The 22,553-nt window shown below is 31.7% G+C and carries 19 protein-coding genes and 3 pseudogenes; 18 read left to right on the forward strand and 4 right to left on the reverse strand.

Going from position 1 to position 22,553, the window contains the following annotated elements; all coding sequences use genetic code 11:
- Positions 1–12 precede the first annotated feature (12 nt).
- The 4 genes from CLOACE_RS05310 to CLOACE_RS05325 all read left to right on the forward strand — a co-directional run bounded on the left by CLOACE_RS05310 (position 13) and on the right by CLOACE_RS05325 (position 4,289).
- On the forward strand, positions 13–1,227 hold the full coding sequence (locus CLOACE_RS05310; RefSeq protein ID WP_070109999.1) for a bifunctional 3,4-dihydroxy-2-butanone-4-phosphate synthase/GTP cyclohydrolase II: 1,215 nt from the start codon (positions 13–15) through the stop codon (positions 1,225–1,227).
- 1 nt (position 1,228) lies between these two features.
- Positions 1,229–1,690, forward strand: coding sequence for a 6,7-dimethyl-8-ribityllumazine synthase (gene ribH, locus CLOACE_RS05315; RefSeq protein WP_070110000.1), 462 nt, complete (start codon positions 1,229–1,231; stop codon positions 1,688–1,690).
- Between the two features lie 521 nt (positions 1,691–2,211).
- Positions 2,212–3,618 (forward strand): dipeptidase PepV, encoded by a 1,407-nt coding sequence (gene pepV, locus CLOACE_RS05320; protein WP_242866403.1) that lies wholly within the window; start codon positions 2,212–2,214, stop codon positions 3,616–3,618.
- A gap of 179 nt (positions 3,619–3,797) precedes the next feature.
- The gene (locus CLOACE_RS05325) at positions 3,798–4,289 is read left to right on the forward strand and encodes an FUSC family protein (RefSeq protein ID WP_070110002.1); all 492 of its coding nucleotides are present in this window, start codon (positions 3,798–3,800) and stop codon (positions 4,287–4,289) included.
- A 54-nt stretch (positions 4,290–4,343) separates the two neighbouring features.
- On the opposite strand, the gene CLOACE_RS05330 is transcribed toward CLOACE_RS05325, so the two are convergent.
- Positions 4,344–5,099 carry a TSUP family transporter gene (locus CLOACE_RS05330; protein ID WP_070110003.1) on the reverse strand — a complete coding sequence of 252 codons (756 nt, stop codon included), beginning with the start codon at positions 5,097–5,099 and terminating at the stop codon, positions 4,344–4,346.
- Positions 5,100–5,293: 194 nt separating this feature from the next.
- Positions 5,294–7,192, reverse strand: a complete 1,899-nt coding sequence (locus tag CLOACE_RS05335) for an LTA synthase family protein (protein WP_070110004.1) — start codon at positions 7,190–7,192, stop codon at positions 5,294–5,296.
- Between the two features lie 192 nt (positions 7,193–7,384).
- Between CLOACE_RS05335 and CLOACE_RS05340 the strand changes: the two genes are divergently transcribed.
- Both CLOACE_RS05340 and rlmD read left to right on the forward strand, forming a co-directional pair.
- Positions 7,385–7,741: an RDD family protein gene (locus tag CLOACE_RS05340; RefSeq protein ID WP_070110005.1), complete on the forward strand. Its 357-nt coding sequence runs from the start codon at positions 7,385–7,387 to the stop codon at positions 7,739–7,741.
- Positions 7,742–7,754: 13 nt separating this feature from the next.
- A complete protein-coding gene (gene rlmD, locus CLOACE_RS05345) occupies positions 7,755–9,116 on the forward strand; it encodes a 23S rRNA (uracil(1939)-C(5))-methyltransferase RlmD (protein ID WP_070110006.1) in 1,362 nt (453 codons plus the stop codon).
- Between the two features lie 349 nt (positions 9,117–9,465).
- Here the strand turns inward: rlmD and CLOACE_RS05350 are convergent, their stop codons facing one another.
- Positions 9,466–10,299, reverse strand: coding sequence for a hypothetical protein (locus CLOACE_RS05350; RefSeq protein WP_070110007.1), 834 nt, complete (start codon positions 10,297–10,299; stop codon positions 9,466–9,468).
- Between the two features lie 541 nt (positions 10,300–10,840).
- Here CLOACE_RS05350 and CLOACE_RS05355 point away from each other — a divergent pair.
- The 3 genes from CLOACE_RS05355 to CLOACE_RS05365 all read left to right on the forward strand — a co-directional run bounded on the left by CLOACE_RS05355 (position 10,841) and on the right by CLOACE_RS05365 (position 14,677).
- The gene (locus CLOACE_RS05355; protein ID WP_070110008.1) at positions 10,841–13,324 is read left to right on the forward strand and encodes an HD domain-containing protein; all 2,484 of its coding nucleotides are present in this window, start codon (positions 10,841–10,843) and stop codon (positions 13,322–13,324) included.
- Between the two features lie 63 nt (positions 13,325–13,387).
- Entirely contained in the window at positions 13,388–13,594 is a 207-nt protein-coding gene (locus tag CLOACE_RS05360; protein WP_139141313.1) for a hypothetical protein, read from the forward strand.
- Positions 13,595–14,047: 453 nt separating this feature from the next.
- Positions 14,048–14,677 (forward strand): DUF6037 family protein, encoded by a 630-nt coding sequence (locus CLOACE_RS05365; RefSeq protein WP_070110010.1) that lies wholly within the window; start codon positions 14,048–14,050, stop codon positions 14,675–14,677.
- A gap of 373 nt (positions 14,678–15,050) precedes the next feature.
- Here the strand turns inward: CLOACE_RS05365 and CLOACE_RS11930 are convergent.
- Positions 15,051–16,343 (reverse strand): annotated as a pseudogene (locus tag CLOACE_RS11930) (IS4 family transposase).
- Between the two features lie 110 nt (positions 16,344–16,453).
- On the opposite strand from CLOACE_RS11930, the pseudogene CLOACE_RS05375 reads away from it, so the two are divergent.
- From CLOACE_RS05375 to CLOACE_RS05405, 9 genes and pseudogenes are all read left to right on the forward strand, one after another.
- Positions 16,454–16,858: pseudogene (locus CLOACE_RS05375) on the forward strand (virulence protein); the annotation flags it as partial.
- The gene (locus CLOACE_RS05380) at positions 16,858–17,085 is read left to right on the forward strand and encodes a DUF4314 domain-containing protein (protein WP_050355265.1); all 228 of its coding nucleotides are present in this window, start codon (positions 16,858–16,860) and stop codon (positions 17,083–17,085) included. The pseudogene CLOACE_RS05375 and the gene CLOACE_RS05380, both read left to right, overlap by 1 nt.
- 135 nt (positions 17,086–17,220) lie before the next feature.
- Positions 17,221–18,120: an amidoligase family protein gene (locus CLOACE_RS05385; RefSeq protein ID WP_050355266.1), complete on the forward strand. Its 900-nt coding sequence runs from the start codon at positions 17,221–17,223 to the stop codon at positions 18,118–18,120.
- 38 nt (positions 18,121–18,158) lie between these two features.
- Entirely contained in the window at positions 18,159–18,350 is a 192-nt protein-coding gene (locus CLOACE_RS11935) for a hypothetical protein (protein WP_242866405.1), read from the forward strand.
- A 3-nt stretch (positions 18,351–18,353) separates the two neighbouring features.
- Positions 18,354–18,467 (forward strand): annotated as a pseudogene (locus CLOACE_RS12070) (gamma-glutamylcyclotransferase); the annotation flags it as partial.
- A 3-nt stretch (positions 18,468–18,470) separates the two neighbouring features.
- Complete coding sequence (locus CLOACE_RS05390; protein ID WP_242866407.1) at positions 18,471–19,460, forward strand: DUF2800 domain-containing protein; 990 nt, start codon at positions 18,471–18,473, stop codon at positions 19,458–19,460.
- A 5-nt stretch (positions 19,461–19,465) separates the two neighbouring features.
- Complete coding sequence (locus tag CLOACE_RS05395; RefSeq protein ID WP_070110011.1) at positions 19,466–20,017, forward strand: DUF2815 family protein; 552 nt, start codon at positions 19,466–19,468, stop codon at positions 20,015–20,017.
- A gap of 73 nt (positions 20,018–20,090) precedes the next feature.
- Positions 20,091–20,600 carry an NUMOD4 domain-containing protein gene (locus tag CLOACE_RS05400; protein ID WP_070110013.1) on the forward strand — a complete coding sequence of 170 codons (510 nt, stop codon included), beginning with the start codon at positions 20,091–20,093 and terminating at the stop codon, positions 20,598–20,600.
- Positions 20,597–22,537, forward strand: a complete 1,941-nt coding sequence (locus CLOACE_RS05405; RefSeq protein WP_070110045.1) for a DNA polymerase — start codon at positions 20,597–20,599, stop codon at positions 22,535–22,537. Before CLOACE_RS05400 ends, CLOACE_RS05405 begins: the two co-directional genes overlap by 4 nt.
- Positions 22,538–22,553: the final 16 nt, after the last annotated feature.

Genomic DNA, 22,553 nt, shown 5'->3' on the forward strand with positions numbered 1-22,553 from the left:
GGAGAGATAAAAATGGAATATAAATTTAATACTGTGGAAGAAGCTTTAGAGGATATTAAACAAGGAAAAATGGTAGTTGTAGTAGATGATGAAAATAGAGAAAATGAGGGAGATTTACTTATGGCAGCAGAAAAAGTAACTCCTGAAGCAATAAATTTTATGGCTAAATACGGAAGAGGATTAATTTGTACTCCAGTTAATAAAAAGAGATTAGAAGAAATTGGTATAGGACAAATGGTTCAAAGAAATAGCGACTATTTTGGAACAGCTTTTACAGTGTCAGTAGATGCTGTAGGAACTACTACAGGAATATCTGCTTTTGATAGAGCATTAACTATAAAGAAAATAATAGATCCTAATGCTAAAGAACAAGATTTTAGAAAACCAGGTCATGTATTCCCACTAGAAGCAAAAGATGGTGGAGTATTAGTAAGAGCAGGACATACAGAAGCAGCAGTAGATTTAGCTAGAATAGCAGGTTTTTATCCAGCAGGAACAATTTGTGAAATAATGAGTGATGATGGAACTATGGCTAGGGTTCCAGAACTTATGGAATTTGTTAAAGAACATAATTTAAAAATAATTACTGTAGCAGATTTAATTTCTTACAGAAGAAGAACAGAAAAATTTGTTGTGCGTCAAGGAGAAGCTAATCTTCCAACTAAATACGGAAACTTTAAAGTTATAGGATATGAAAATAAATTAAATGGTGAACAACATGTGGCATTAGTTAAAGGAGGTAACTTCTCAGATAGTCCAGTATTAGTTAGAGTTCACTCAGAATGTTTAACAGGTGATGTACTTGGTTCTTTAAGATGTGATTGCGGAGAACAATTAGGTGCGGCATTAAGACAAATTGATAAAGAAGGCAGAGGAGTACTTCTTTATATGAGACAAGAAGGTAGAGGAATAGGTCTTTTAAATAAAATAAAGGCATACCACCTTCAAGATGAAGGCATGGATACAGTAGAAGCTAATGAAGCTTTAGGATTCCCAGCAGATTTAAGAGACTACGGAATTGGTGCTCAAATATTAGAAGACTTAGGAATTAAAGAATTAAGACTTTTAACAAATAATCCTAAAAAAATAGCAGGACTTTCAGGTTATGGAATAAAGGTTACAGAAAGAGTTCCAATAGAAATGCCAAAGAGAAAAGAAAATGAATACTACTTAACAACTAAAAAAGTAAAATTAGGACACATGCTAAACTTAAAGGAGGTAAAGTAATATGAGAGTATATGAAGGAAAGTTAGTTGCAGATAAGATTAGAGTAGGAATTGTAGCAGCAAGATTTAATGAATTTATAACATCAAAACTTATATCAGGAGCGTTAGATTGTTTAAAGAGACATGGAGCGTCAGAAGAAAACATAGAATTAGTTTGGGTTCCGGGAGCTTTTGAAATACCTATGACAGCTAAAAAAATGGTTAAAACTAATAACTATGATGCAGTTATATGTTTAGGTGCAGTTATAAGAGGAGCTACATCTCACTTTGAATTTGTATCTAGCGAAGTATCTAAAGGAGTTGCTTCCGTTGGATTAGAAACAGAAGTTCCAGTAATATTTGGAGTACTTACTACAGACACTATAGAACAAGCAATAGAAAGAGCAGGTACTAAAGCAGGAAACAAAGGTTATGATGCAGCAATGACAGCTATAGAAATGGCTAACTTAATGGGAGAGTTTTAAAACAATATAAATATTAAGTTGTCAAACAAAAAATAATGGATATAATTTGCAGATAGAAAATAATTAAAAATACTCTGTGTAAAAATAATAGTACAGTAACATAAAGAGAGTTTGTAAATAATTTGAATGAATTTTAGACAATCTTAGAAGAAAAAATAAAAAAACTCCGTAATTCATCACAGGACGTGATGAGCCAATTTCCGCCCCAAGGACGGGGCATAAATTGGGTAGGAGTTTTTTTATTTTTTATTCTTAGAGTGTCTTAATAAAATGATTTATTTACAAACTCTCTTTATGTTGCTGTACTATTATTTTTACACAGAGTATTTTTAATTATTTTCTATCTGCAAATTATATCCATTATTTTTTGTTTGACAACTTAATATTTATTATTTACAGATGTATTATTAAGGCTAAATAAGTAGAAAAATATTACTGCAAAGTGTATAATTGAGAAGTAGTATAATTTAGGTATTACTATGGTTAAAATAATTAATACTATACATAAGGAGGGGAATCTTTTGAAAGATGTACAAAAGCAAATAAATAATAAAATTGATGAGATTAAAGAGGATTTAATTTTATCAACTCAGGAAATTATAAAAATAAGAAGTGTGGAAGATGAACCTAAAGAAGGAATGCCTTTTGGAGAAGGAGTGGCAAAAGCATTAGAGTATGCTTTAGATAAATCCTATGAATTAGGCTTTAAAATAAGAAACATGAATGGATACATAGGCTATGCAGAATACGGAGAAGGAGAAGACTATGTAGCAGTTTTAGGACATCTAGATGTAGTTCCAGAAGGGGATGGATGGAAGTATCCACCTTATGGAGCAGAAATACATGATGGAAAAATGTATGGAAGAGGAACTTTAGATGATAAAGCCCCTATTATTGCCGCACTTTACGGACTTAAGGCAATTAAAGATTTAAATTTACCTTTATCTAAAAAAGTTAGAATTATTTTCGGAACTAATGAAGAAAGTGGCTGCGGAGAAATGCCTTATTATATGGAAAGAGAAAAACCTCCAGTAGCTGGATTTACACCGGATGGACAGTATCCTATTATATATGCGGAAAAAGGAATATTAACTTTTAATTTAGTTCAAGATTTAAAGGATAAATGTAGTGAGAACTTAATTATAAAAAGTGTAAAGGGTGGTCAAAGACCTAATATGGTTCCAGATTATTGTGAAGCAGTAATTTGGGCAAAAGATAATAATAAACTATTGGAAGCTTTAAATGAATTTGTAGATAAGACAAATTTGGATTTAAAAGGAGAAATTAATGGAGGAGAAATTACAATTAAATCTTATGGAGTTTCTGCTCATGGAAGTACACCTGAAAAAGGTAAAAATGCTATTATGAATATTTTTAAATTTTTAGGAGCATTACCTTTAGGAGAATGTGATTTATCTACTTACATAAACTTTTTTAATTCTTATGTAGGTACAGAAACTAACGGAAAGAACTTTTTTGGAAAAAGCATAAAAGATAAGCCATCAGGAGAATTAAGTTTTAATGTAGGAAAAGTAAACATAGATGAAGAAAAAGCATCTTTAACAATTAATATGAGATATCCTGTTACTTACGATTACGATTATATTATGAATTTATTTAATAAAAGATTGATATATGGTATTAAAGTAGAAGATATGCAAAAGCAAAAGCCATTGTATTTTTCACCAGATAATCCACTTATAAATGCATTACAAAAAGTATATACTGTTCAAACAGGGGAGGAAGCAAAACTTCTTGCTATAGGTGGAGGAACTTATGCAAAAGAAATGCCTAATATAGTTGCATTTGGACCTATATTTCCTGGAAAACCAGATTTGGATCATCAAGTTAATGAATATATAGAAATAGTGGATTTAATAAAAAATGCAAAAATTTACGGAAATGCTATATATGAATTAGCAAAGTAATATAGCATTTAAAAGAGGCATCTTTAAGGTGTCTCTTTATATTTTTGATTTAATATATATTTTATCAGTAGAAAAAAATTGTAAAACTTTTTTGAATTTTGAGAATTAATTATTTGAGCTAAAAATCTATGTTAAAATAATATTAAGCTTATTAAAACTGTTGTAAGGAGGGTCTTATAATGAAAAAAATAGGCTTAAGAAACATAAAAACAGCTTTTGCAGTATCTTTATGTATTGTTTTATTTGATTTATGTCATAGACAATATCCATTTTATGCATGTATAGCATCTATTTCTTGTATGAAACAATCTGTTTCTTCTACTCATTCTGCAGGTAGATATAGAATTATAGGTACATGCATTGGAGCTACAGTTGGTCTTATATTTTATATGTTTTTCAAAGAATCAGCTTTATCTTGTGGTATTGGTATAGTTTTAGTAATTTATTTTTGTAATTTATTTAAACAAAATAATTCTGTAGTTATAAGTTGTATAGTATTTATAGCTATAATGACAAATCTTAAGGGAATGCCTTCAGAGCAGTATGCAATTAATAGAATTATTGACACATTTATAGGAATAGTAATAGCTGTATTAGTGGACAAGTTTTTAGATTGTAAATTTAAAGATAAAGTTGAAATGTATTTAAATAAATATAATTTAATAAAATGAACCTTAGTTTTTTGTAAAATACTAAGGTTCATTTTGTATTAGAATAAAAATATTTTAAATAGTGATTTTATAAAGCATCTTTACTGCCATTAAAAGAGACATGGTAATAAATATAGGCTTTATTAGCTTAGATCCTTTTTTAATAGCAAGTTTAGAACCAAATCTAGCACCTATTATCATAGATAATGCAGCAGGAATTCCGTATAAATAATTTACTTGTCCATTTACAGCAAATAGTACTAAAGAAGTAATATTACTTACAAAATTTAAAATTTTTCCGTTACCACTAGCTTTAGTAAAATCAAACTTAAATATTCCTATAAGTCCGAACAATAAAAAAGATCCAACACCAGGACCAAAAAATCCATCATAAAAACCTAATGAAAAAGATAATATAATTCCTAAAGTTAAATTCTTTTTATTAAGACCTTGAAAATTATCCTCTTTTCCTAAATCTCTAGAAAGTAAGCTATAAATTCCTACAAATATTAAAAGAGCAAGTACTATACCGTTTAAATATTTAGGATCTAATTTCATAACTGTATTAGCTCCTAAAATAGCTCCTATAAAAGTAAAAGGTATTAAGTATTTAAGCAAACTAAAATTAGTTTTTTTATACTCAAAAAAGTTTATAGAACTTGTAAGAGAACCACAAGTAGCACAAAATTTATTAGTTCCAAGAGTCATGTGGGGAGGTATACCGGCAATTAAAAAAGCAGGAACACTTATTATTCCACCACCACCGGCTATAGCATCAACTACAGCAGCTATAAAACCAGCAATACATACTAAGACAATATTGAATAACATAAAAAAACACTCCTTAAAACACATTATAAAGTATATATTAATACATAATTATTATAATCCAAATATAATAAAAATAAATAGAAATATATGAGAAAACATATAAAATTGTAAATTATTAATACATAATAATAAGACACATTAAAAAATAAAGCAGAATAAAAATTATACTGCTTTATTTTTTTAGTGTCTTTAATTTATTTATTATTTTCTTCATTAAACTTCTTAAGCAAATTATGTTTCAGTATTTCATCAGAATAGCTAAGTTGATTTAAAGCTTCTTGTTTTTTATCGGCTAATTCTGGAGTTTCACTTATTTTTTCTCCAGTATTTATATCATAGTAATTTCCTGTAGAACACATATAAAATACATTTCCATCTGTAAAGGAACCGTCTCTGAAAATTACATTTCCGTTTTTAGAATTTAATAAATCCTTTCCCATTAAGTTTTTGCTATTTAAATCAAATAAATTAGATAAAGTAGGATATAAATCCATTTCAGCACTGTATAGTGGATTTACACATTTGTATTTATCTCCAGGGAAATGAAGCATCATAGGCACTTTTTGAAGCTGTGACCATTGAAGTTCAGTAAAAGTTTCTGCCTCATTATTTAAAAATTTAGCAAGAGAAGCTTCATATTGTTTAGGTATAGCTAAATGGTCACCGTATAGTGCAATTATAGTATTTTCAAGCATTCCTTCTTTTTCAAGTTCATCTAAGAACATACCTATTTGAGCATCAGTATAATGGATAGATTTAAAATAATCTCCTAATAAAGTTCCTTCATATTCTCCTACATTAAAGTCTCCGTAGTCTTTTCCATCAAAAGGAAAATGACTAGTTAATGTTATCATAAAAGCATAATAAGGTTCTTTTAATTTTTTTAGTTTAGGAATAGATTGTTCAAAGAAAGATTTATCACTTAATCCTAAACCTATAGTTTCATCTACATTAAAACTGCTTTCTCCAAAGAATTCATCAAACTCCATTTTTTTATACATAACATTTCTATTCCAAAAGCTTTCCCTATAACCATGAAAAGCAGCTGTAGTATATCCTTTTTTCTTTAAAGATTGAGATAGTGAATTAAATTCATTATCACAATACATATAATATGCTACCCCTGAAGCAGCAGGATATAAAGAGTTATTTGACATAAATTCTGCATCAGAAGTTCCACCAGCAGCTATTTGATAAAAATAATTGTTAAAATACATACTTTTACTTGCAAGTTTATTTAAATTTGGAGTTATTTCTTGTCCATTTACCTTTTGGTTAATAACAAATTCTTGAAGAGCTTCTACTTGCATAACAATTAAGTTTTTATCCTTTGCAATGCCTTTATATTTTTGAGTATCACTAGAAGTATTATTGTTTAAAAATTTCTTTATATTATTTTCTTTTTCTGCTGGCAATGGAGTTCTTTTACTAATATCAAAGTTTATATAATTATATACATCAAGAATGTGATAGTTAACAGCTCCTAAAGACCTTGCTACATAAACTCTATTGTACATAGTTTTTAGTAATCTAGGTTGTTCTTTGGATAACTGAACCATGCAAGTACCATTTACTAACAAACCTGCAGAAATCATTACAGCAAATACTGCAAACTTAAATTTTAAAGTAAGATTTTTATATTGTAAATTTGCTCTATTTTGTATAACTTTTATAACAGGTATTATAAATACCAAGTCTACTGCATATAATAAATCTTGAAATTTAAATATACTTCCTACACTAGAACCAACGTCATTAAGTTGAAAACCTGTTTTTACTACAGGAATAGATATAACATCTTTAAAATATCTAAAATAATTTATATCAGCTATCATACAAATAGTTATTATCAAGTTTAATATATATAGTATTTTTGTTCTTTTGCGTCTTGAAAATAAGAAAGATATAGATACAAGTACCATCAAGGAAGAAATTATTGCTGGCAATATAGATAGTACAGAAAAATAAATTGGTGATATTTGTTTCCCAAAAAATAAAGCTTTAATAGTTACTGCTAATATAAAAAATATTATGTCTAAGTAATCTATAAAAAAGTCTTTATAGTTTGATAAAGTTTTTAAAAGCTTTTTCATTTTAAACCTCCCCAACAATTCTTACATTAGTATAGAATTAATATATGAATAATTTTTAAATAAAAATTAATATTTTGGTAAATAGTTAACTTTATATAAAAAAAGAGTATTTTCTATTTACATCCATACAATAGTATAGCATAATATACTATGTTGTAAAATATTTAAAATGAAAAAATGAGGTGATATTATATGGCAGATGAAAAAGCTAAAAAAGATAAAGAAGTAATAGAGGTAACTAATAATATAGAAGAGAATCCAGCAAATAATGAAGAAATAATTCCTATTAAGAAGGCATCTCCAATAAAGGTGTTTTTCGCTAATTTTATAGATGGACTTATAATGTATGCTATATCTTTAGTAGGAGTAAGTGCCTTAGATTTTATAATGAGAGCAACAATAGGATATTATATAAAAAATAAAAGTTCTATGACTACAATGATATTTTTAATAGTTGCAATAATTTATCCTACCATTATGGAAGTTTCTAAAAAAGGATGCACTGTAGGACAAAAACAATATGATTTTAAGTTATTCAAAATAAAGTAGTAAGGTGATCAATATGAAAAAAGGTAATGTATATGAATTTTATATAGAAAAAACTGAATTTCCTGGAACAGGAATAGCCAATTTAGATGGAGTAAAAGTTGCTATAAAAGGAGCAGTAACAGGACAAAAGGTTAATGCTAAAGTCACAAGAAAGAAAAAAGACAAAGCTAAAGCAAATTTAATAGAAGTAATAGAAAATCCAGACTACGCTATAGAACCAAAATGCCCTGTATTTGGAATATGTGGAGGATGTACTCACCAATTTATAGAATATGAAAAGCAATTAGAATTTAAAAAACAACAAGTACTAGAATTATTTGAAAAAGCAGGAGTAGAATATGAAAAGTTTTCTGGAATACAAGGAAGCCCAGAGGAATACGGCTACAGAAATAAAATGGAATTTACCTTTGGAGACTTTGAAAAAGACGGAGAACTTACTTTAGGAATGCATGCTAAAGGAAGAAAATTTAGTATTGTAACAGTAGATGAATGTAAAATAGTAGACGAAGATTTCAATATAATATTAAAAACAGTATTAGATTATTTCAGAGAAAAGAAACTTCCTCACTATAGAATAATGAGACATGAAGGATTCTTAAGAAATTTAGTAGTTAGAAAAGGAAAAAATACAGAAGAAATACTAATAAACATTGTAACAACTTCTCAATTAGACTTTGACTTTAGTGAAATATTAGACATACTAAAGAATTTACAATACAAAGGAGAAGTTAAAGGAATAATACATACAACAAACGACTCACTATCTGATGTAGTTCAAGCAGATAAAATTGATGTGCTATACGGAAGAGATTATATAATAGAAGAATTGCTTGGACTTAAATTTAAAATATCACCATTTTCATTCTTCCAAACCAACTCAAAAGGAGCAGAAAAACTTTACAGCATAGTTAAAGAATTTATAGGAGATTCAAGCTCAAAAGTAGTATTTGATTTATACTGTGGAACAGGAACAATAGGTCAAATAGTAGCTCCAGAAGCAAAGAAAGTTGTAGGAATAGAACTTATAGAAGAAGCAGTAGAAGCAGCTAATGAAAATGCTAAATTGAATAATTTAACTAATTGTAACTTCAAAGCAGGAGATGTAGCGGAAGTTATAACTACATTGAAAGATAAACCAGATGTTATAATACTAGACCCACCAAGACCAGGGGTTCATCCTAAAGCATTAGATTATGTTTTGAAGTTTGATGCTAAGGACTTGATTTATGTTTCATGTAATCCTAAAACTCTTGTGGAGGATTTGAAGGTTTTAGTTGAGGGTGGTTATACTGTGGAAGAAGTTAGGGTTATGGATATGTTCCCGCAGACTGGCCACGTAGAGACAGTTGTGAAGCTTAAAAGGAAACACAGTTAGAAGTATTGGTGTAGTTGGGATTAGAGAATGGTTTAAATTGGATATATTTCTTGATACGGGGTTAGCAAACAGGGAAAAAAGAAAATATAGGTGGTTTAGCCCTTAAGTGTAGATGATGCACTTGAGGGCTTTCTATATATAATAATTAGCCAATCGTTAAATTACCAGTTATTAAATGTTTAGAAAATAGATGATACTATATGTAACTAAACAATAAACTTCTGCTTTTTATAAAAAAACTTAACCCAATTAAAATCAATAGGAAAAGCTTGAGAAAAAGCAAGAGCTTTTTTAAAAAAGAACAATATTTGATTTTATAGTGTTTGTTGATTGCTAAAATATTTTTTGATTACAGTTTAGGTAGTTCGGTGATTAACTTATGAGCAAGTTTCAAAAAATGTTGATAATTTCCGAGCGTCATTTGTAATTCTTCAGAAGTTATGAGTTTTCCGCTAGGATGTCCAGCTTCATTTCTTACTTTTCTAATTATATCTAGAAAATTAAAATTTAGTTTTGGATTTTCAAACCCTAAACTTTGAAATAAATTAATATTACTATGCACACGTTTCTCAAATTCATCCAATCTAGTATATGCACATTTTGCTTTAAGAATTTTTCGTTCAAATGATTCAATTTCTCCACTACTACAATTGTTTTTCAAATATGTATAGTATGATTTACAGATATTCAACAATAAATATTCTGCAGCACAACCCAGCATTGTACTAGCGGCTAATCTATTATTTCTCATAGCACATTCACAGGCTTCAAACAAATATGATTTTTCAATATTATCTAAATTCATTGAAGAAATATCTCTAATGAAATTTTGATACACAGAATTTTCAACAATTTCTCTTTCGATTTTATTAATTTCTATAGTAGTAACCTTAGAGGCTAAGATGCTAGTTTTAATATTTGTAGCCATATAATCGTCATCATCTTCGTATATTTCAAAACATAAATTTTTGATTAAATCAATTTCATTATCTATAATGCTTTTATAGACTAAAGGGGTTTTGATATTTATACATAAATTTCTTTGATCGCTTACTACCCCAGTAAATTTCCATTGCTTATCGTATATTATTCTTGAGTGCTTTATTATATTGCTTAATTCATTTTTACCTTTGTAATCTAAATACTGTATTAATGTATAATGTAAATCTTTTTCTGGTGTCATAATAGCCTCCTTTTCAAAATAGATATTCTCTATATAAATTATCTGTTGATATTATTATATTTTAGATCCACCATTCTCAATAAAATACCCTACAAATTCATAATCCAAAGTTTCAGCAATCTCTTCTAACTTTTGTAGAAAAGGTTATCCGTCTTAAACCTATTAGACAAATTTCAATTTAAAATCACTATAATATTATAAAATATATCCAGTATTTAATCAAATTTGTAAATGTGATATTATATACATATAAGTCTAAATAAAGGTAGAGTTTTAATTAGAAAACATAAAAATGTTGTAATATTTTAAAATGTTCAGAAAAAAATATTCGGAACTTAGTATAATATCAAATTATTTTATAAAGTTGAGAAAAACTTTAGTATAAATTAAATTTAGAGTTATAACTGCCAACTAATCTTAAAGTTATATAGCACATAATTAGTTGGAGTGAAAAATAAATTTGTAAACAATATACTAAAATATATAACTATATAAAACATAGAGTGATTTATTTGCTACATAATATAGGAGGATAAAATTTATGACAGTAACTATAGAAAATACAAAATTATATATGTTGTTAAAGAAGAGAAATAGTTTTTTTATTGAACAAATACAAAAAGTATATAAATATGCATTAGATAGTCTTCCTAAAATAAATCGAGTTTTTTCCAATTATACAGGTCATGGTATTCAACATTCATTGAATGTTATGGAGTGTATGTATAATTTATGTGATAATCCTGAATTACTTAGTGATTTAGAATTAACTAGCATTATATATTCTGCATTACTTCATGATATAGGAATGATATCAAATGAAGATGAAATTGATAAAATAAAAAAAGATGACTTAACTATTGTTGATAGAAAATATTCGTTGGTTTTAAAAAAATATAAAAATGAAAATCTTGCTCTTCAAGAGTGTATTAGACCTATCCATGGATTGAGGTCTATGAATCATATACAAAATATGAACAAAGAATGGTTTGTTGTGCCCAATTATACTAATATATCTTTTAGAGAAGAAATTGGAAAAATTTGTGCTGCTCATAATGAGAATTTTGAATGGATTGCTGAAAATATATCAAGTGATACGGTTAAAGGAAGTTATTCTTTAAATTCACAATATATAGCGATACTATTGAGGATTGCTGATTATCTAGATATTGATGAAAACAGGGCACCAATATATTTATACAAATATTTGAATCCTAAAGATTATGGTAAGATGGAATGGAAACAACATTTTATTATAGAAAATAAAGAAAAAATAGTTTTAAATGAAAAAACAGGATACAAAAATATTGAATTTTATGGTGAAAGTTCTAATCCAGGTATTCACAGAAAATTATTGAAATACTTTGATAATTTAAATGATGAATTAGAAAAAGCAGTAGATTTTTCTGAAATGTTTCATGACAAAAAATATTTACTTTTAATAAAACCTAATGTTCAAAATAAAATTAGAACAAAAGGTTTTAACTTTTCAGATTTTAAATTGACATTGGATTATAAAGCAGTTACTAATTTGCTAATGGGCGAATATATATATGGAGATAAAAAATATGGCTTGAGAGAGCTAATTCAAAATTCAATTGATGCTTGCAAAGTTATGGAGGAAGAAGGAAAGGGAAAAATGGAATCTATATATGCTCCGTATAGTCCTTTTATAAATATTATTTTAGATCAAGATAGAAAGCAAGTTAGTATATTTGATAATGGCAAGGGAATGTCTTTAGATATACTAAAAAAATATTTTTTAAATGTTGGAGTTTCGTATTATACTTCAGATGATTATTTATTAAAAGGAAATAAATATATTCCTATTGGTAATTATGGAATTGGATTTTTAGCTTGTTTTATGTTATCTGATAATGTAGTTGTAAATACAAAATATTATGGTGAAACAAAGATGAACAAGATTGAATTTGAAAAAAATAGTGAATATATTTGTTTGACATATGAAAATACATCAAGACCTCAAGGAACAGAAATTATTTTGAATTATGATCAATTTATTCAAGTCTTTGATTCAAATATAAACAATATAAAGAATTTCATAGAGAAAAATTTCTTGGATTGTGGAATTCCAATAAATCTTGTAATATTTGAAAATGGAGAACCGAAATATGAAACACTTAATTTGAAAAACACAACAACGGTGTTAAGTAATGGTATTAAATTGGACAAATATTTAAATAATATACAAGCTTGTATTGAATGTAGTTATAAAGGAATACAATTTTTAGATGTTATGGAAGATATAAATGGGTGTGAAAGTTATATTTACGATGTGCCAACAACAAAAATAATTCCTGAAAATGAAATGAAAACAGCTAATATTAAGGATTTTGTTCAGAATGGTGAGATTAAATTTTTAAATATACCAATTATTGAATCAAGTGAAGAAGAAGAATTTCAAAAAGCTTATGAGGTATTAGAAGATTTTAATGAGGCATTGGAAAGAGTTAACTATGAAGAAATTAACTTTATTGCAAAAGATGAGTTTTTGTATTATGGAAATAAGTTAATTGAAAATGATCAAGATGCTATAATTGGAGAATATACGTATGAAGATTTTTGCGAAGATCTAGGTCATTGCGAAGGCATTCCTACATATTGTACTTTGACTATTCAAAAGGTTATACAAAATAAAGGAAATAGATTATTATCGTATAGTTTAGACAAATATCTTGGTGGTGAATATTTATTTGAACAGAAAGATTATGTATTTATAAAAAATGTATTAGTTTCTAGGGTGAATTTAAAAATTCCATTTTTAATTGATGGAATACAGATTAAAGGTGCAATAATAAATATAATGAGCAAGGATTTTATTCCTAATGTTTCGCGAAATAATTTAAATGATTTACAAAAAAAAGAGTTAGCGTATGCTATAGGAAAAGCGTTGCATTTATGGATTTTAGAACATGGTAAATTTAATTTAGAAGAACAAGAGCTAATACGAAACTTTATTAACGAGTGTTATGAACAAAATAATTATTGTATTAAAATACAGTAAATATAAAGTACTCTATAAAATGGTCAAGATATATTGTTACAACGGGTGACTTATCTATTGTCAATGGCAGAAAAAGATATAAATAGCAACAATGGAAAAGTAGTTAAAGAATTGCTTTGCAATGTGAAAACTGTAACAGGCTCTACGAGTTATAAGGCATTAGAAATTGGGGGTTTATATGCATGCACCTTTCTTCTACCATTTGCAATTGAGCTTGCTCTAAAAAGTTTACTCATGAAGTGTGAAATTAAGTATAGCCAAAAGGGGTAGGATGGGTACAACCTCGAAAAGCTATTTGAACAGTTAAAGCAAGATAAATATAAATGGGATATCCAAATAAAAATTCAAAGAAAATACAAGGAGTCGTCAGTGGTATATCTGATAGCATCAAAGATATTTTATTACAACATAAATTAGATTTTTAGCAATGGATATATTTGGATAACCCCATGAATTTAAGTGTAGAAACGAAAAAACTTCAGTTTGTATTGTGTGCAATTTTAGAGATAAATGATAAGTTGATATAGTAGCAAGAAATCAAGGAGGGATGTATAAAAATATGAAAATAATAGCAAAGGGTTGACTTCCAGCCACCTCTTAGTACATCAGGGGTACTAATTTTTGCATTTATATAAAAATTAGCTAATATATTATTAATTAGGATATCAGCATGAACTATAATTATATCAAAAATCAAAAGAAGCTGTTTGTGAGGTTATAACTATGGCAGAATTGTTGTTTAAAAATTTACCATCTCTTTTAAACGATATGGAGCAAAAAGGATGGATTATTGATTCATTTCTATTTAGATATAAAGAAGAAGGTTATTTTGTGATATTAACACTTTATAGAGAAAATCAGAGAAAACCAAGTAAATATGCTAAGGCGAAAGTGGAATTTGTAAAAAGAAGCAATATAAATGATTCAATTAATGGATATATTGATTTTTACAACGTTTACTTTCATAGTAAAAAAGAATTTTGTGATTTTTTTGGTGTCAAAATAGGAAATGCAAACAGAGATTTATTTAAAGGTTTTTCAAAACTTTTTGCTAATTTTATTCCTAAAGAGAAAAAATTTAATAAAAATGATACTGAAAAAAGATTAATAGGGAGCCGTGCTGAGGGAAATAATCCTAAGGCGATATATTGCTATGATGTACATCGTAATGGGAAAAAAGAAAATGGTTCATTAAATCAACGTAGCATTGAAAATAGTAATAAGGCACAATCATTACGTCCAGAAATATATGAACATTATTGTGGTGATATGAATTTAAGCTTCTTCTTTTCAGATAATTGGGAAGATGAAAAAAGCGATGAAGAAATCATGGCTATATTTGCAAATCGATAATTTAAAAATTAAACAAGTAAACAGTTAATTTTAGCAAGGAGTTGACTTTCAACCACATCCTAGTACCCAGGTGGTGCTAATTTTAACATTTATGTGACAATTATATAATAGCATCATCTTTTGATAAGCAGACATTATCAGCTGCAGTTTGGCTTATTAGCAAGATGCACCCAAGGGTCTGTCAAGAACCCCAGGGGCAATGTCATAAAGCTATGATTCAATATTTTTACAAAATATAATCATGAAAAGAAGTTTATAATAACCATGAACTTCTTTTCATGATTATTGTTATTAGTATTATAAAATTGGGTATAAGAAATAAACCTTCATCATATTAAAGAAAGTTTTCCCCATAAATATATATAAATGTATTTTACAAAGCTCTTTTTTTATTCATTCTATTTACCATTTGAGTAGATTTGTTATTTTTTCTCTTAAAATTCCTATCAGGTCTAATAGGAATCACATTCCTTTCAATCTCTTTTTCAATATGTTTTAGCATCCTTGAGCGCTTCCAAGGATTATTTATAGATATCATAGTAATCAATGTATCTTTAAGTTTACCAATTAAAACATTAGTATTAACTTTATACTCATACTTTAATCCTTTTTCTTTATATTCTTCTTCAATTATTTGATTAGCGTCTTTTTTTGCTAATGCAACCATATTAGCCAAGTACATTGTTGCATAAAAATCTTGTTCTATGGCTATTGGTGTTTCACCTGTAAAATTCTCAATTTGCAACTTATTTTTTATTTCATTATACTTAATTTCAATTCCCCATCTTTTAAAATAGAGTTCTTTAAAATCTGCTACTGTAAAGTCTTCATCAAATATATTAGTTATTAGAGTCTCAATTATTCCTGAATTTAATTTAAACTTTAATACTCTCATTTTTAATATGATATCTTTATATTTAACTTCTACAATTTGATCTTGATTTGGAGCATTAACAACTACTTTTAAAAATCCATTACTAACTCTCATTAAATACTTCAATTATTTTCCTTCAAGAAAATTTATAAAATCTCTTGATGGATAGCCCCTATCAAATAATAGCAAATCATTATATGTGCCATATTCACACATTTTAATTATTAAATTTTCTGCTAATTCTCTTTCTCCAGTTCTATAATTATCTATTTTTGATGCTATGATCATATCATTTTCTATGTCATACAAAGCAGAAGCTTGAGCACGTGCAACCTTAGCATTTTGATTTTCAATATATCCAAATTTTTCTCTTAATTCTGCGCTATTATGTAATTGTATTACGGTTCCATCAATTGCTAATAATCTATATCCTCTATATGTGTTAAAAGGTGTGTTTTTATAAAACCATTTGTTTACTTCTTCTAGAAGATATATAAATGCCTTAGGTGAAACCTTTCTACGAGCTTGAGAAAATGCTTGTTTAGTTATGGTTACATCACTTTTTTGGACTTTATTAAAAAAATCATCTAATTCAATTTGTAAACTCTTTTTTACAAAATTTAGTATAAATAATATTATGTCAGTAAATTTCAATTTGCTACCTCCCATTCTTGTAAAATATGTTTCTTTAAGCCTAAATTTATATAGAAACATTATATCATTTATAACGTGATTTGATTCTTTAATTCCTTCTTTAAAATTATTAATTTTACCCATAAAAAATTCCTCCATCAATATTTAATAATGCAATATTGATTATAGAGGAATTTCTTTAAAAAACTTATTTTCTGAATATTTATTATTTTGTTTTCCAGTTTATTCAAGCTTATCTTTATGACATTGTGCCGAGGGAGGGTTTTAGCGAAACTGCACTTGATAACCTAAAAGGATTGGTAGAAAGCAAAGAAACCCTTATAAAGAAAGCACTTGATACTGACTCTATTCCCATTATCATAAATGAGGAATTTATAACCTTCCCTTGGTTCCAGAGTGAGTGCTCCGCAGAGGAGGTGAAGGCTTATACCCACTTTGTAACAGCACTTTGTGAAATGGCAAAGAAGCAGACCCGCGTCAACTCGACCGAGAAATCAGTGGAGAATGAAAAGTACGCTTTCCGTTGTTTCCTTCTAAGACTTGGATTTATCGGGCCAGAATACAAAACAGAACGAAAAATTCTCCTCTCCAAACTGTCGGGTAGCTCTGCCTTCAAAAGCGGAAGTGCCAAGCATCAGGAGGTGAGTGAATAATGAATATCATTCACCCAGAAATGCTAAAGCAACTTAGAAGTTATTACACTCCAGGAACTCGTGTCATGCTACTTAAGATGAATGACCCTTATACCAAGCTTCAGCCAGGAGATAAAGGTACGGTTACTAGTGTTGATGATTTGGGAACTATCCACGTCAGTTGGGATTCAGGCAGTTCCCTTGGAGTGGTTTTTGGAGAGGATTTATGCAAGAAAATCGAAGAATAAAAACACACATTTTAAGCCCAATATGGCAGTAAATATGTAGATTTATGTTGCAGAATTGTCTTGCTATATAAGCCTTTTAGAGTGATATATGTACATGCCGAAAGGACAAACACACTTTAAAAGGAGCGATACACGATGTTAAGTGCAAAATTCGGGATTGAGATTGAATTTACAGGGATTACAAGGGAAAGGGCAGCTAGAGTCGCTGCAGAATATTTGCAAGGCATTTACAGTGAAGGCGGGACTTACTACGACACCAAGAAGGTAAAAACTTCAGATGGTCGAGTGTGGAAGTTTATGTACGATGGGAGCATCAACTGCCAAAGAAAAGAAGGTAGAAGAAAAGTAGCTGCAGGTAGAGATTATAGCGTTGAGCTGGTTAGTCCAATCCTAACCTACCGGGAGGACATTGAAACTTTGCAGGAGCTAGTAAGAAAGCTTCGCAAATCTGGAGCCTTTACAAATACATCTTGCGGAATTCACATTCATCTAGACGGTGCTGAACATACCCCACGAAGCATTCGAAACTTTGTAAATATCATTGCAAGCAAAAACGACTTATTTTATAAAGCACTTCAGATTGCACCGCAGAGAATGAATTACTGCAAAAAGATGGACAGCATTTTGGTTGAGAAGATAAACCGTAAAAAGCCTAGAACCATGAGACAAATTGAGGACATTTGGTACGAGGGCTACAGCGAGAGTAGAAACACTCATTACCACAACAGCCGCTACCATTTCCTCAACCTTCACAGCTTTTTTACCGGAAACCATACAGTTGAACTTAGAGGGTTCAATAGCGAACTTCATGCAGGAAAGATAAGAAGCTACATTGTTCTAGCACTTGCCATCAACCACCAAGCCTTAACACAAAAGTGTGCATCAGCAAAGAAACCACAGGTGGAAAACGAGAAATTTGCCATGAGAACCTATCTAAACCGGATTGGTTTCATTGGGGATGAATTTGCAAACTGCAGAGAACATTTGACAGCAGCACTTTCGGGTTCAGCTGCATGGCGGTTTCGGGCGGCCTGAGCTGCCCCTAACCCACAAAGCTAAGAAGGAGGATTACAATGAAGAATAAATTATATCTTGCCTATGGCTCCAACCTTAATCTAAAGCAAATGGCCGACAGATGCCCCACAGCGAAGGTGGTAGGAGCAAGTCAAATCAATGACCACCGCCTATTATTTCGAGGGGCACACGCGGGCGCTGTGGCGACAATCGAGCCTTTTGAGGGTGGCAACGTACCAGTTTTAGTTTAGGAGATTACACCGACCGATGAAGCGGCACTTGACCGTTACGAGGGATGGCCGTTCCTTTATCGAAAGGAAACAATAAAAGTGAAGTTGGGAAGCAAAACCGTCAAGGCGATGGTCTACATCATGAATGATGGTAGACCGCTTGGACAGCCGAGTTGTTATTATTACAGTACAATTTTAGAAGGCTATAAGAGTGCGGGCTTCGATGTGGAAATCCTGCGCAAAGCTACAACTGATTCAATAGAATCGGAGGAGGTAGCTATCATTCTTATCGAAAAGCGTCTTGATTTTTCCTGCTATGTGCCGGACGGCTTTGGTACTGGAGATTGTTTAATCATTTCAGATGACAGACTTCACATCATAGATTTCAAATATGGCATGGGTGTGCTTGTTGATGCGGTGGACAATCCACAGATGAAACTGTATGCCTTGGGTGCCCTTGAAATCTATGACAGCCTTTATGATATCAACGAAGTATCGATGACGATTTTCCAACCAAGAAGAAAAAATGTCAGCACATGGACTGTACCGGTAGAGGAACTTAAATGCTGGGCAGAAGAGGAGCTTAAACCAAAGGCAGTAAAAGCCTATAACGGCGAGGGTGAATATATACCAGGTGAATGGTGTACTTTCTGCAAAGCTGCAGTCAGATGCCGTGCAAGAGCCGAGGAAAAGCTGAAACTTGCCCAGACAGAGTTTAAGATGCCACCGTTACTTACTGATAACGAGATAGAGGAGATTCTGTTCATTCTCCCCGACCTTACTAAATGGGCAAATGAAATAACTGCCTACGCCACAGACGCCGCTGTGAATCACGGCAAAGAGTGGAACGGTTTTAAGGTTGTGGAAGGTCGCTCTGTTCGTAAATACAAAGATGAAGATGCCATCGCAGAAAAAGCTGTGGCAAGCGGATTTAAAGACATTTATCGTAAGAGCCTCATCCCTATGACAGAGATGCAGAAACTGATGGGTAAAACCAAATTCGAGGAAATACTCGGTGACCTCATTTATAAACCACCGGGCAAGCCGACTCTTGCTCCCAACTCAGATAAAAGACCGGCTATGAACGTAGCAGATGCAAAAAACGAATTTAACGAAATTATGGAGGATTAAATATTATGGCAAATAACACTAATAAAACTAAGGTTATCACAGGCGTAAACACAAGGCTCTCTTATTTCCACGGATGGGAGCCGGTATCTATTAACGGCGGTGCTGAGAAATACAGTGTGTCCGTTCTCATTCCAAAGGATGATAAGGAAACCATAGATGCAGTAAACGCTGCTATCGATGCAGCTATTGAAGAAGGCATTGCAAAGTTTGGTGGTAAGAAACCAAATAAAGCTACCATCAAACTTCCGCTCCGTGACGGCGATGTAGAGCGTGACGATGAGGCATATAAAGGGCATTACTTTATCAATGCCAACAGCATAACCGCTCCCCAGATTGTAGACAAAAGAGTTAAACCTATTATGGACCGCAGTGAAGTGTACAGTGGTTGTTACGGTAGAGTTTCTCTTAACTTCTATGCTTTCAACTCCAACGGCAATAAGGGTGTAGCTTGTGGTCTTGGGAACATTCAAAAAATTAAGGATGGCGAGCCTCTCGGTGGAAAGACCTCTGCAGCAGATGATTTTACTACTCTTGTAGATGATGACTTCCTTGCCTAAAAGGAACGATGACATTGCGGTGGTGGAGGCTTTCCCTCTGCCACCTTTTTTCTTTTAGGAATGGAGGTGCATCATGAAAGAAATCTGGAAAGATATACCCGGCTATGAGGGTAAGTATCAGGCAAGCAGTGAGGGCAGAATCAAAAGCCTGGAGCGTGTAATTCATAGCAGCAATCAGAACGGAGAGTTTGATTATTTATCAAGAGAAAGAATACTTCGCCCCGGAGTTCGAGGTAATTACCTTATGGTTATCCTAAATGACCCAAGGCATACCTTTGCGGTTCATCATTTGATTATGGCTGCTTTTGTAGGCGAAAGAGATGGTATGTATGTGCTTCATGCAAACGGGAATCCAAAAGATAACCGTCTGGAGAACCTTCGCTATGATTCACAGACAGAAAACATTTATGACGTTTATCGTCAAGGCAAGGCGTGGAAGAAACTTACTACGGAAGATGTTGAAGGGATACGCTTTGGCATATTCTGCGGGTTTACCTGTACACGGCTTGGTGAATTATATGGTGTAGGCCATCAGGCTATAAGCAAAATCAAGAATGGAGATAGATACGCATGGCTGGAATAAAAACACTGCATTGTGATATTGAAACATACAGTAGCATCAATCTGGCAAAGTGTGGTGTCTATCACTACTGTGAATCGCCAGATTTTGAAATTCTGCTATTCAGCTACTCTGTAGACGGCAGTGAGGTGAGAATAATCGACCTTGCCTGTGGCGAAAAGATACCACCGGACATCCTTTCTGCTTTGGAAGATGATGAGGTTATTAAATATGCCCATAACAGCTCATTTGAACGTGTATGCCTATCTCGTTTTCTCGGATATCCTGTTGGCGAGTATCTTGCCCCGAAATCCTGGAGATGCACGATGACTTGGGCGGCATATATGGGACTTCCCCTTTCCTTGGAAGGTTTGGGTGCCGTTCTTGGTCTTGAAAAGCAGAAGCTGACGGAGGGTAAAGACCTGATTCGATACTTCTGTGTTCCATGCAATCCGACAAAGGTAAACGGAAACCGCACAAGAAATTTACCATCTGATGCTCCAGAAAAGTGGGAGCGTTTCAGGTTCTATAACATCCGAGATGTCGAAGTTGAAATGCAAATTGAGCAGAAACTGATTAAATTCCCCGTGCCGGATTCCATCTGGGAAGAATATCACCTGAGCGAAGAAATCAATGACAGAGGCATTCGTGTTGATATGCCTTTCGTAAAACAGGCCATTTCAATGGATGAAGTATCTCGCAAAAGCCTTACATCCTCCATGCAGGAACTTACGAATCTTGATAATCCTAACAGCGTGGTACAGATGAAGTCTTGGCTTTCGGATAACGGCATCGAGATGGAGACGCTAGGCAAAAAGGCTGTTGCGGAGAAGCTTAAGGAAACAGATGGCGAACTGAATAAGGTTCTTTCCCTCCGTCAACAGCTCGCAAAATCATCTGTAAAGAAATATACGGCTATGGAGAATGCCGTCTGCCACGATGATAGGATTCGTGGGATGTTTACTTTCCTGGGTGCCAATCGGACAGGACGCTTCAGTTCAAAAATCGTGCAATTACAGAACCTGCCTCAAAATCATATGCCGGATTTAAAAGAGGCACGAGGCATAGTGAAAAGCGGTGATTATGAAACGCTTGAAATGCTCTATGAAGATATACCGGACACCCTCTCACAGCTTATCCGCACAGCCTTTGTGCCAAAGGACGGCAATAAGTTTATTGTTGCAGACTTTTCTGCAATTGAGGCTCGTGTGCTTTCATGGCTTGCAGGTGAAGAGTGGCGAACCGAAGTATTCGCAAGCGGTGGTGATATTTATTGTGCATCTGCATCTCAGATGTTTAAAGTTCCTGTTGAAAAGCATGGTGTGAACGGTCATCTAAGGCAAAAAGGAAAAATAGCAGAATTAGCACTTGGATATGGTGGATCAGTCGGTGCATTAAAGGCTATGGGTGCATTGGAGATGGGACTTGCAGAGGAAGAATTTAAACCCCTTGTAAATGCCTGGAGGGCATCCAATCCAAACATCGTAAAGTTCTGGTGGGATGTGGACCGTGTTGTTAAGAAGTGTATTAAGGAAAACAAGTCACAGAAAACTAATAACATCGAGTTTCATTGCATGAGCGGAATGCTATTTATTGTTCTCCCTTCCGGCAGACATCTTGCCTATGTAAAACCTCGTATCGGCGAAAATATCTTCGGTGGTGAGTCCGTGACTTACGAAGGTGTAGGAGGAACAAAGAAATGGGAGCGTATTGAAAGTTATGGCCCTAAATTTGTAGAAAATATTGTTCAGGCAATCTCCCGTGATATTTTGATGTATTCCATGATGGCACTTCGTAATTGCAGCATTGTGGCTCATGTGCATGATGAAGTAATCATTGAGGCAGACCCTCGAATGTCCATAGATAGCGTATGTGAGCAGATGGGCAGAGTTCCCCCCTGGGCAAAGGGACTGCTCCTTGATGCCGATGGCTATGAATGCGACTTCTATAAAAAAGATTAGAAAAAACATCAGATTT

Source organism: Clostridium acetireducens DSM 10703 (assembly GCF_001758365.1).
In the GTDB taxonomy this organism is placed as follows: Bacteria; Bacillota; Clostridia; order Clostridiales; family Clostridiaceae; genus Clostridium_C; species Clostridium_C acetireducens.

Excerpts from the sequence above, each read along its gene's own strand:
- CLOACE_RS05395 (WP_070110011.1), top strand. The coding sequence starts at position 19,466 with ATGGCAAATAACACTAATAAAACTAAGGTTATCACAGGCGTAAACACA.
- CLOACE_RS05380 (WP_050355265.1), top strand. The coding sequence starts at position 16,858 with ATGAATATCATTCACCCAGAAATGCTAAAGCAACTTAGAAGTTATTAC.
- CLOACE_RS05330 (WP_070110003.1), bottom strand. The coding sequence starts at position 5,099 with ATGTTATTCAATATTGTCTTAGTATGTATTGCTGGTTTTATAGCTGCT.
- CLOACE_RS05385 (WP_050355266.1), top strand. The coding sequence starts at position 17,221 with ATGTTAAGTGCAAAATTCGGGATTGAGATTGAATTTACAGGGATTACA.
- CLOACE_RS05325 (WP_070110002.1), top strand. The coding sequence starts at position 3,798 with ATGAAAAAAATAGGCTTAAGAAACATAAAAACAGCTTTTGCAGTATCT.
- CLOACE_RS05390 (WP_242866407.1), top strand. The coding sequence starts at position 18,471 with ATGAATGATGGTAGACCGCTTGGACAGCCGAGTTGTTATTATTACAGT.
- CLOACE_RS05400 (WP_070110013.1), top strand. The coding sequence starts at position 20,091 with ATGAAAGAAATCTGGAAAGATATACCCGGCTATGAGGGTAAGTATCAG.
- CLOACE_RS05340 (WP_070110005.1), top strand. The coding sequence starts at position 7,385 with ATGGCAGATGAAAAAGCTAAAAAAGATAAAGAAGTAATAGAGGTAACT.
- CLOACE_RS05355 (WP_070110008.1), top strand. The coding sequence starts at position 10,841 with ATGACAGTAACTATAGAAAATACAAAATTATATATGTTGTTAAAGAAG.
- rlmD (WP_070110006.1), top strand. The coding sequence starts at position 7,755 with ATGAAAAAAGGTAATGTATATGAATTTTATATAGAAAAAACTGAATTT.
- CLOACE_RS05350 (WP_070110007.1), bottom strand. The coding sequence starts at position 10,299 with ATGACACCAGAAAAAGATTTACATTATACATTAATACAGTATTTAGAT.
- CLOACE_RS05360 (WP_139141313.1), top strand. The coding sequence starts at position 13,388 with ATGGCAGAAAAAGATATAAATAGCAACAATGGAAAAGTAGTTAAAGAA.
- CLOACE_RS05310 (WP_070109999.1), top strand. The coding sequence starts at position 13 with ATGGAATATAAATTTAATACTGTGGAAGAAGCTTTAGAGGATATTAAA.
- CLOACE_RS11935 (WP_242866405.1), top strand. The coding sequence starts at position 18,159 with ATGAAGAATAAATTATATCTTGCCTATGGCTCCAACCTTAATCTAAAG.
- ribH (WP_070110000.1), top strand. The coding sequence starts at position 1,229 with ATGAGAGTATATGAAGGAAAGTTAGTTGCAGATAAGATTAGAGTAGGA.
- CLOACE_RS05335 (WP_070110004.1), bottom strand. The coding sequence starts at position 7,192 with ATGAAAAAGCTTTTAAAAACTTTATCAAACTATAAAGACTTTTTTATA.
- CLOACE_RS05365 (WP_070110010.1), top strand. The coding sequence starts at position 14,048 with ATGGCAGAATTGTTGTTTAAAAATTTACCATCTCTTTTAAACGATATG.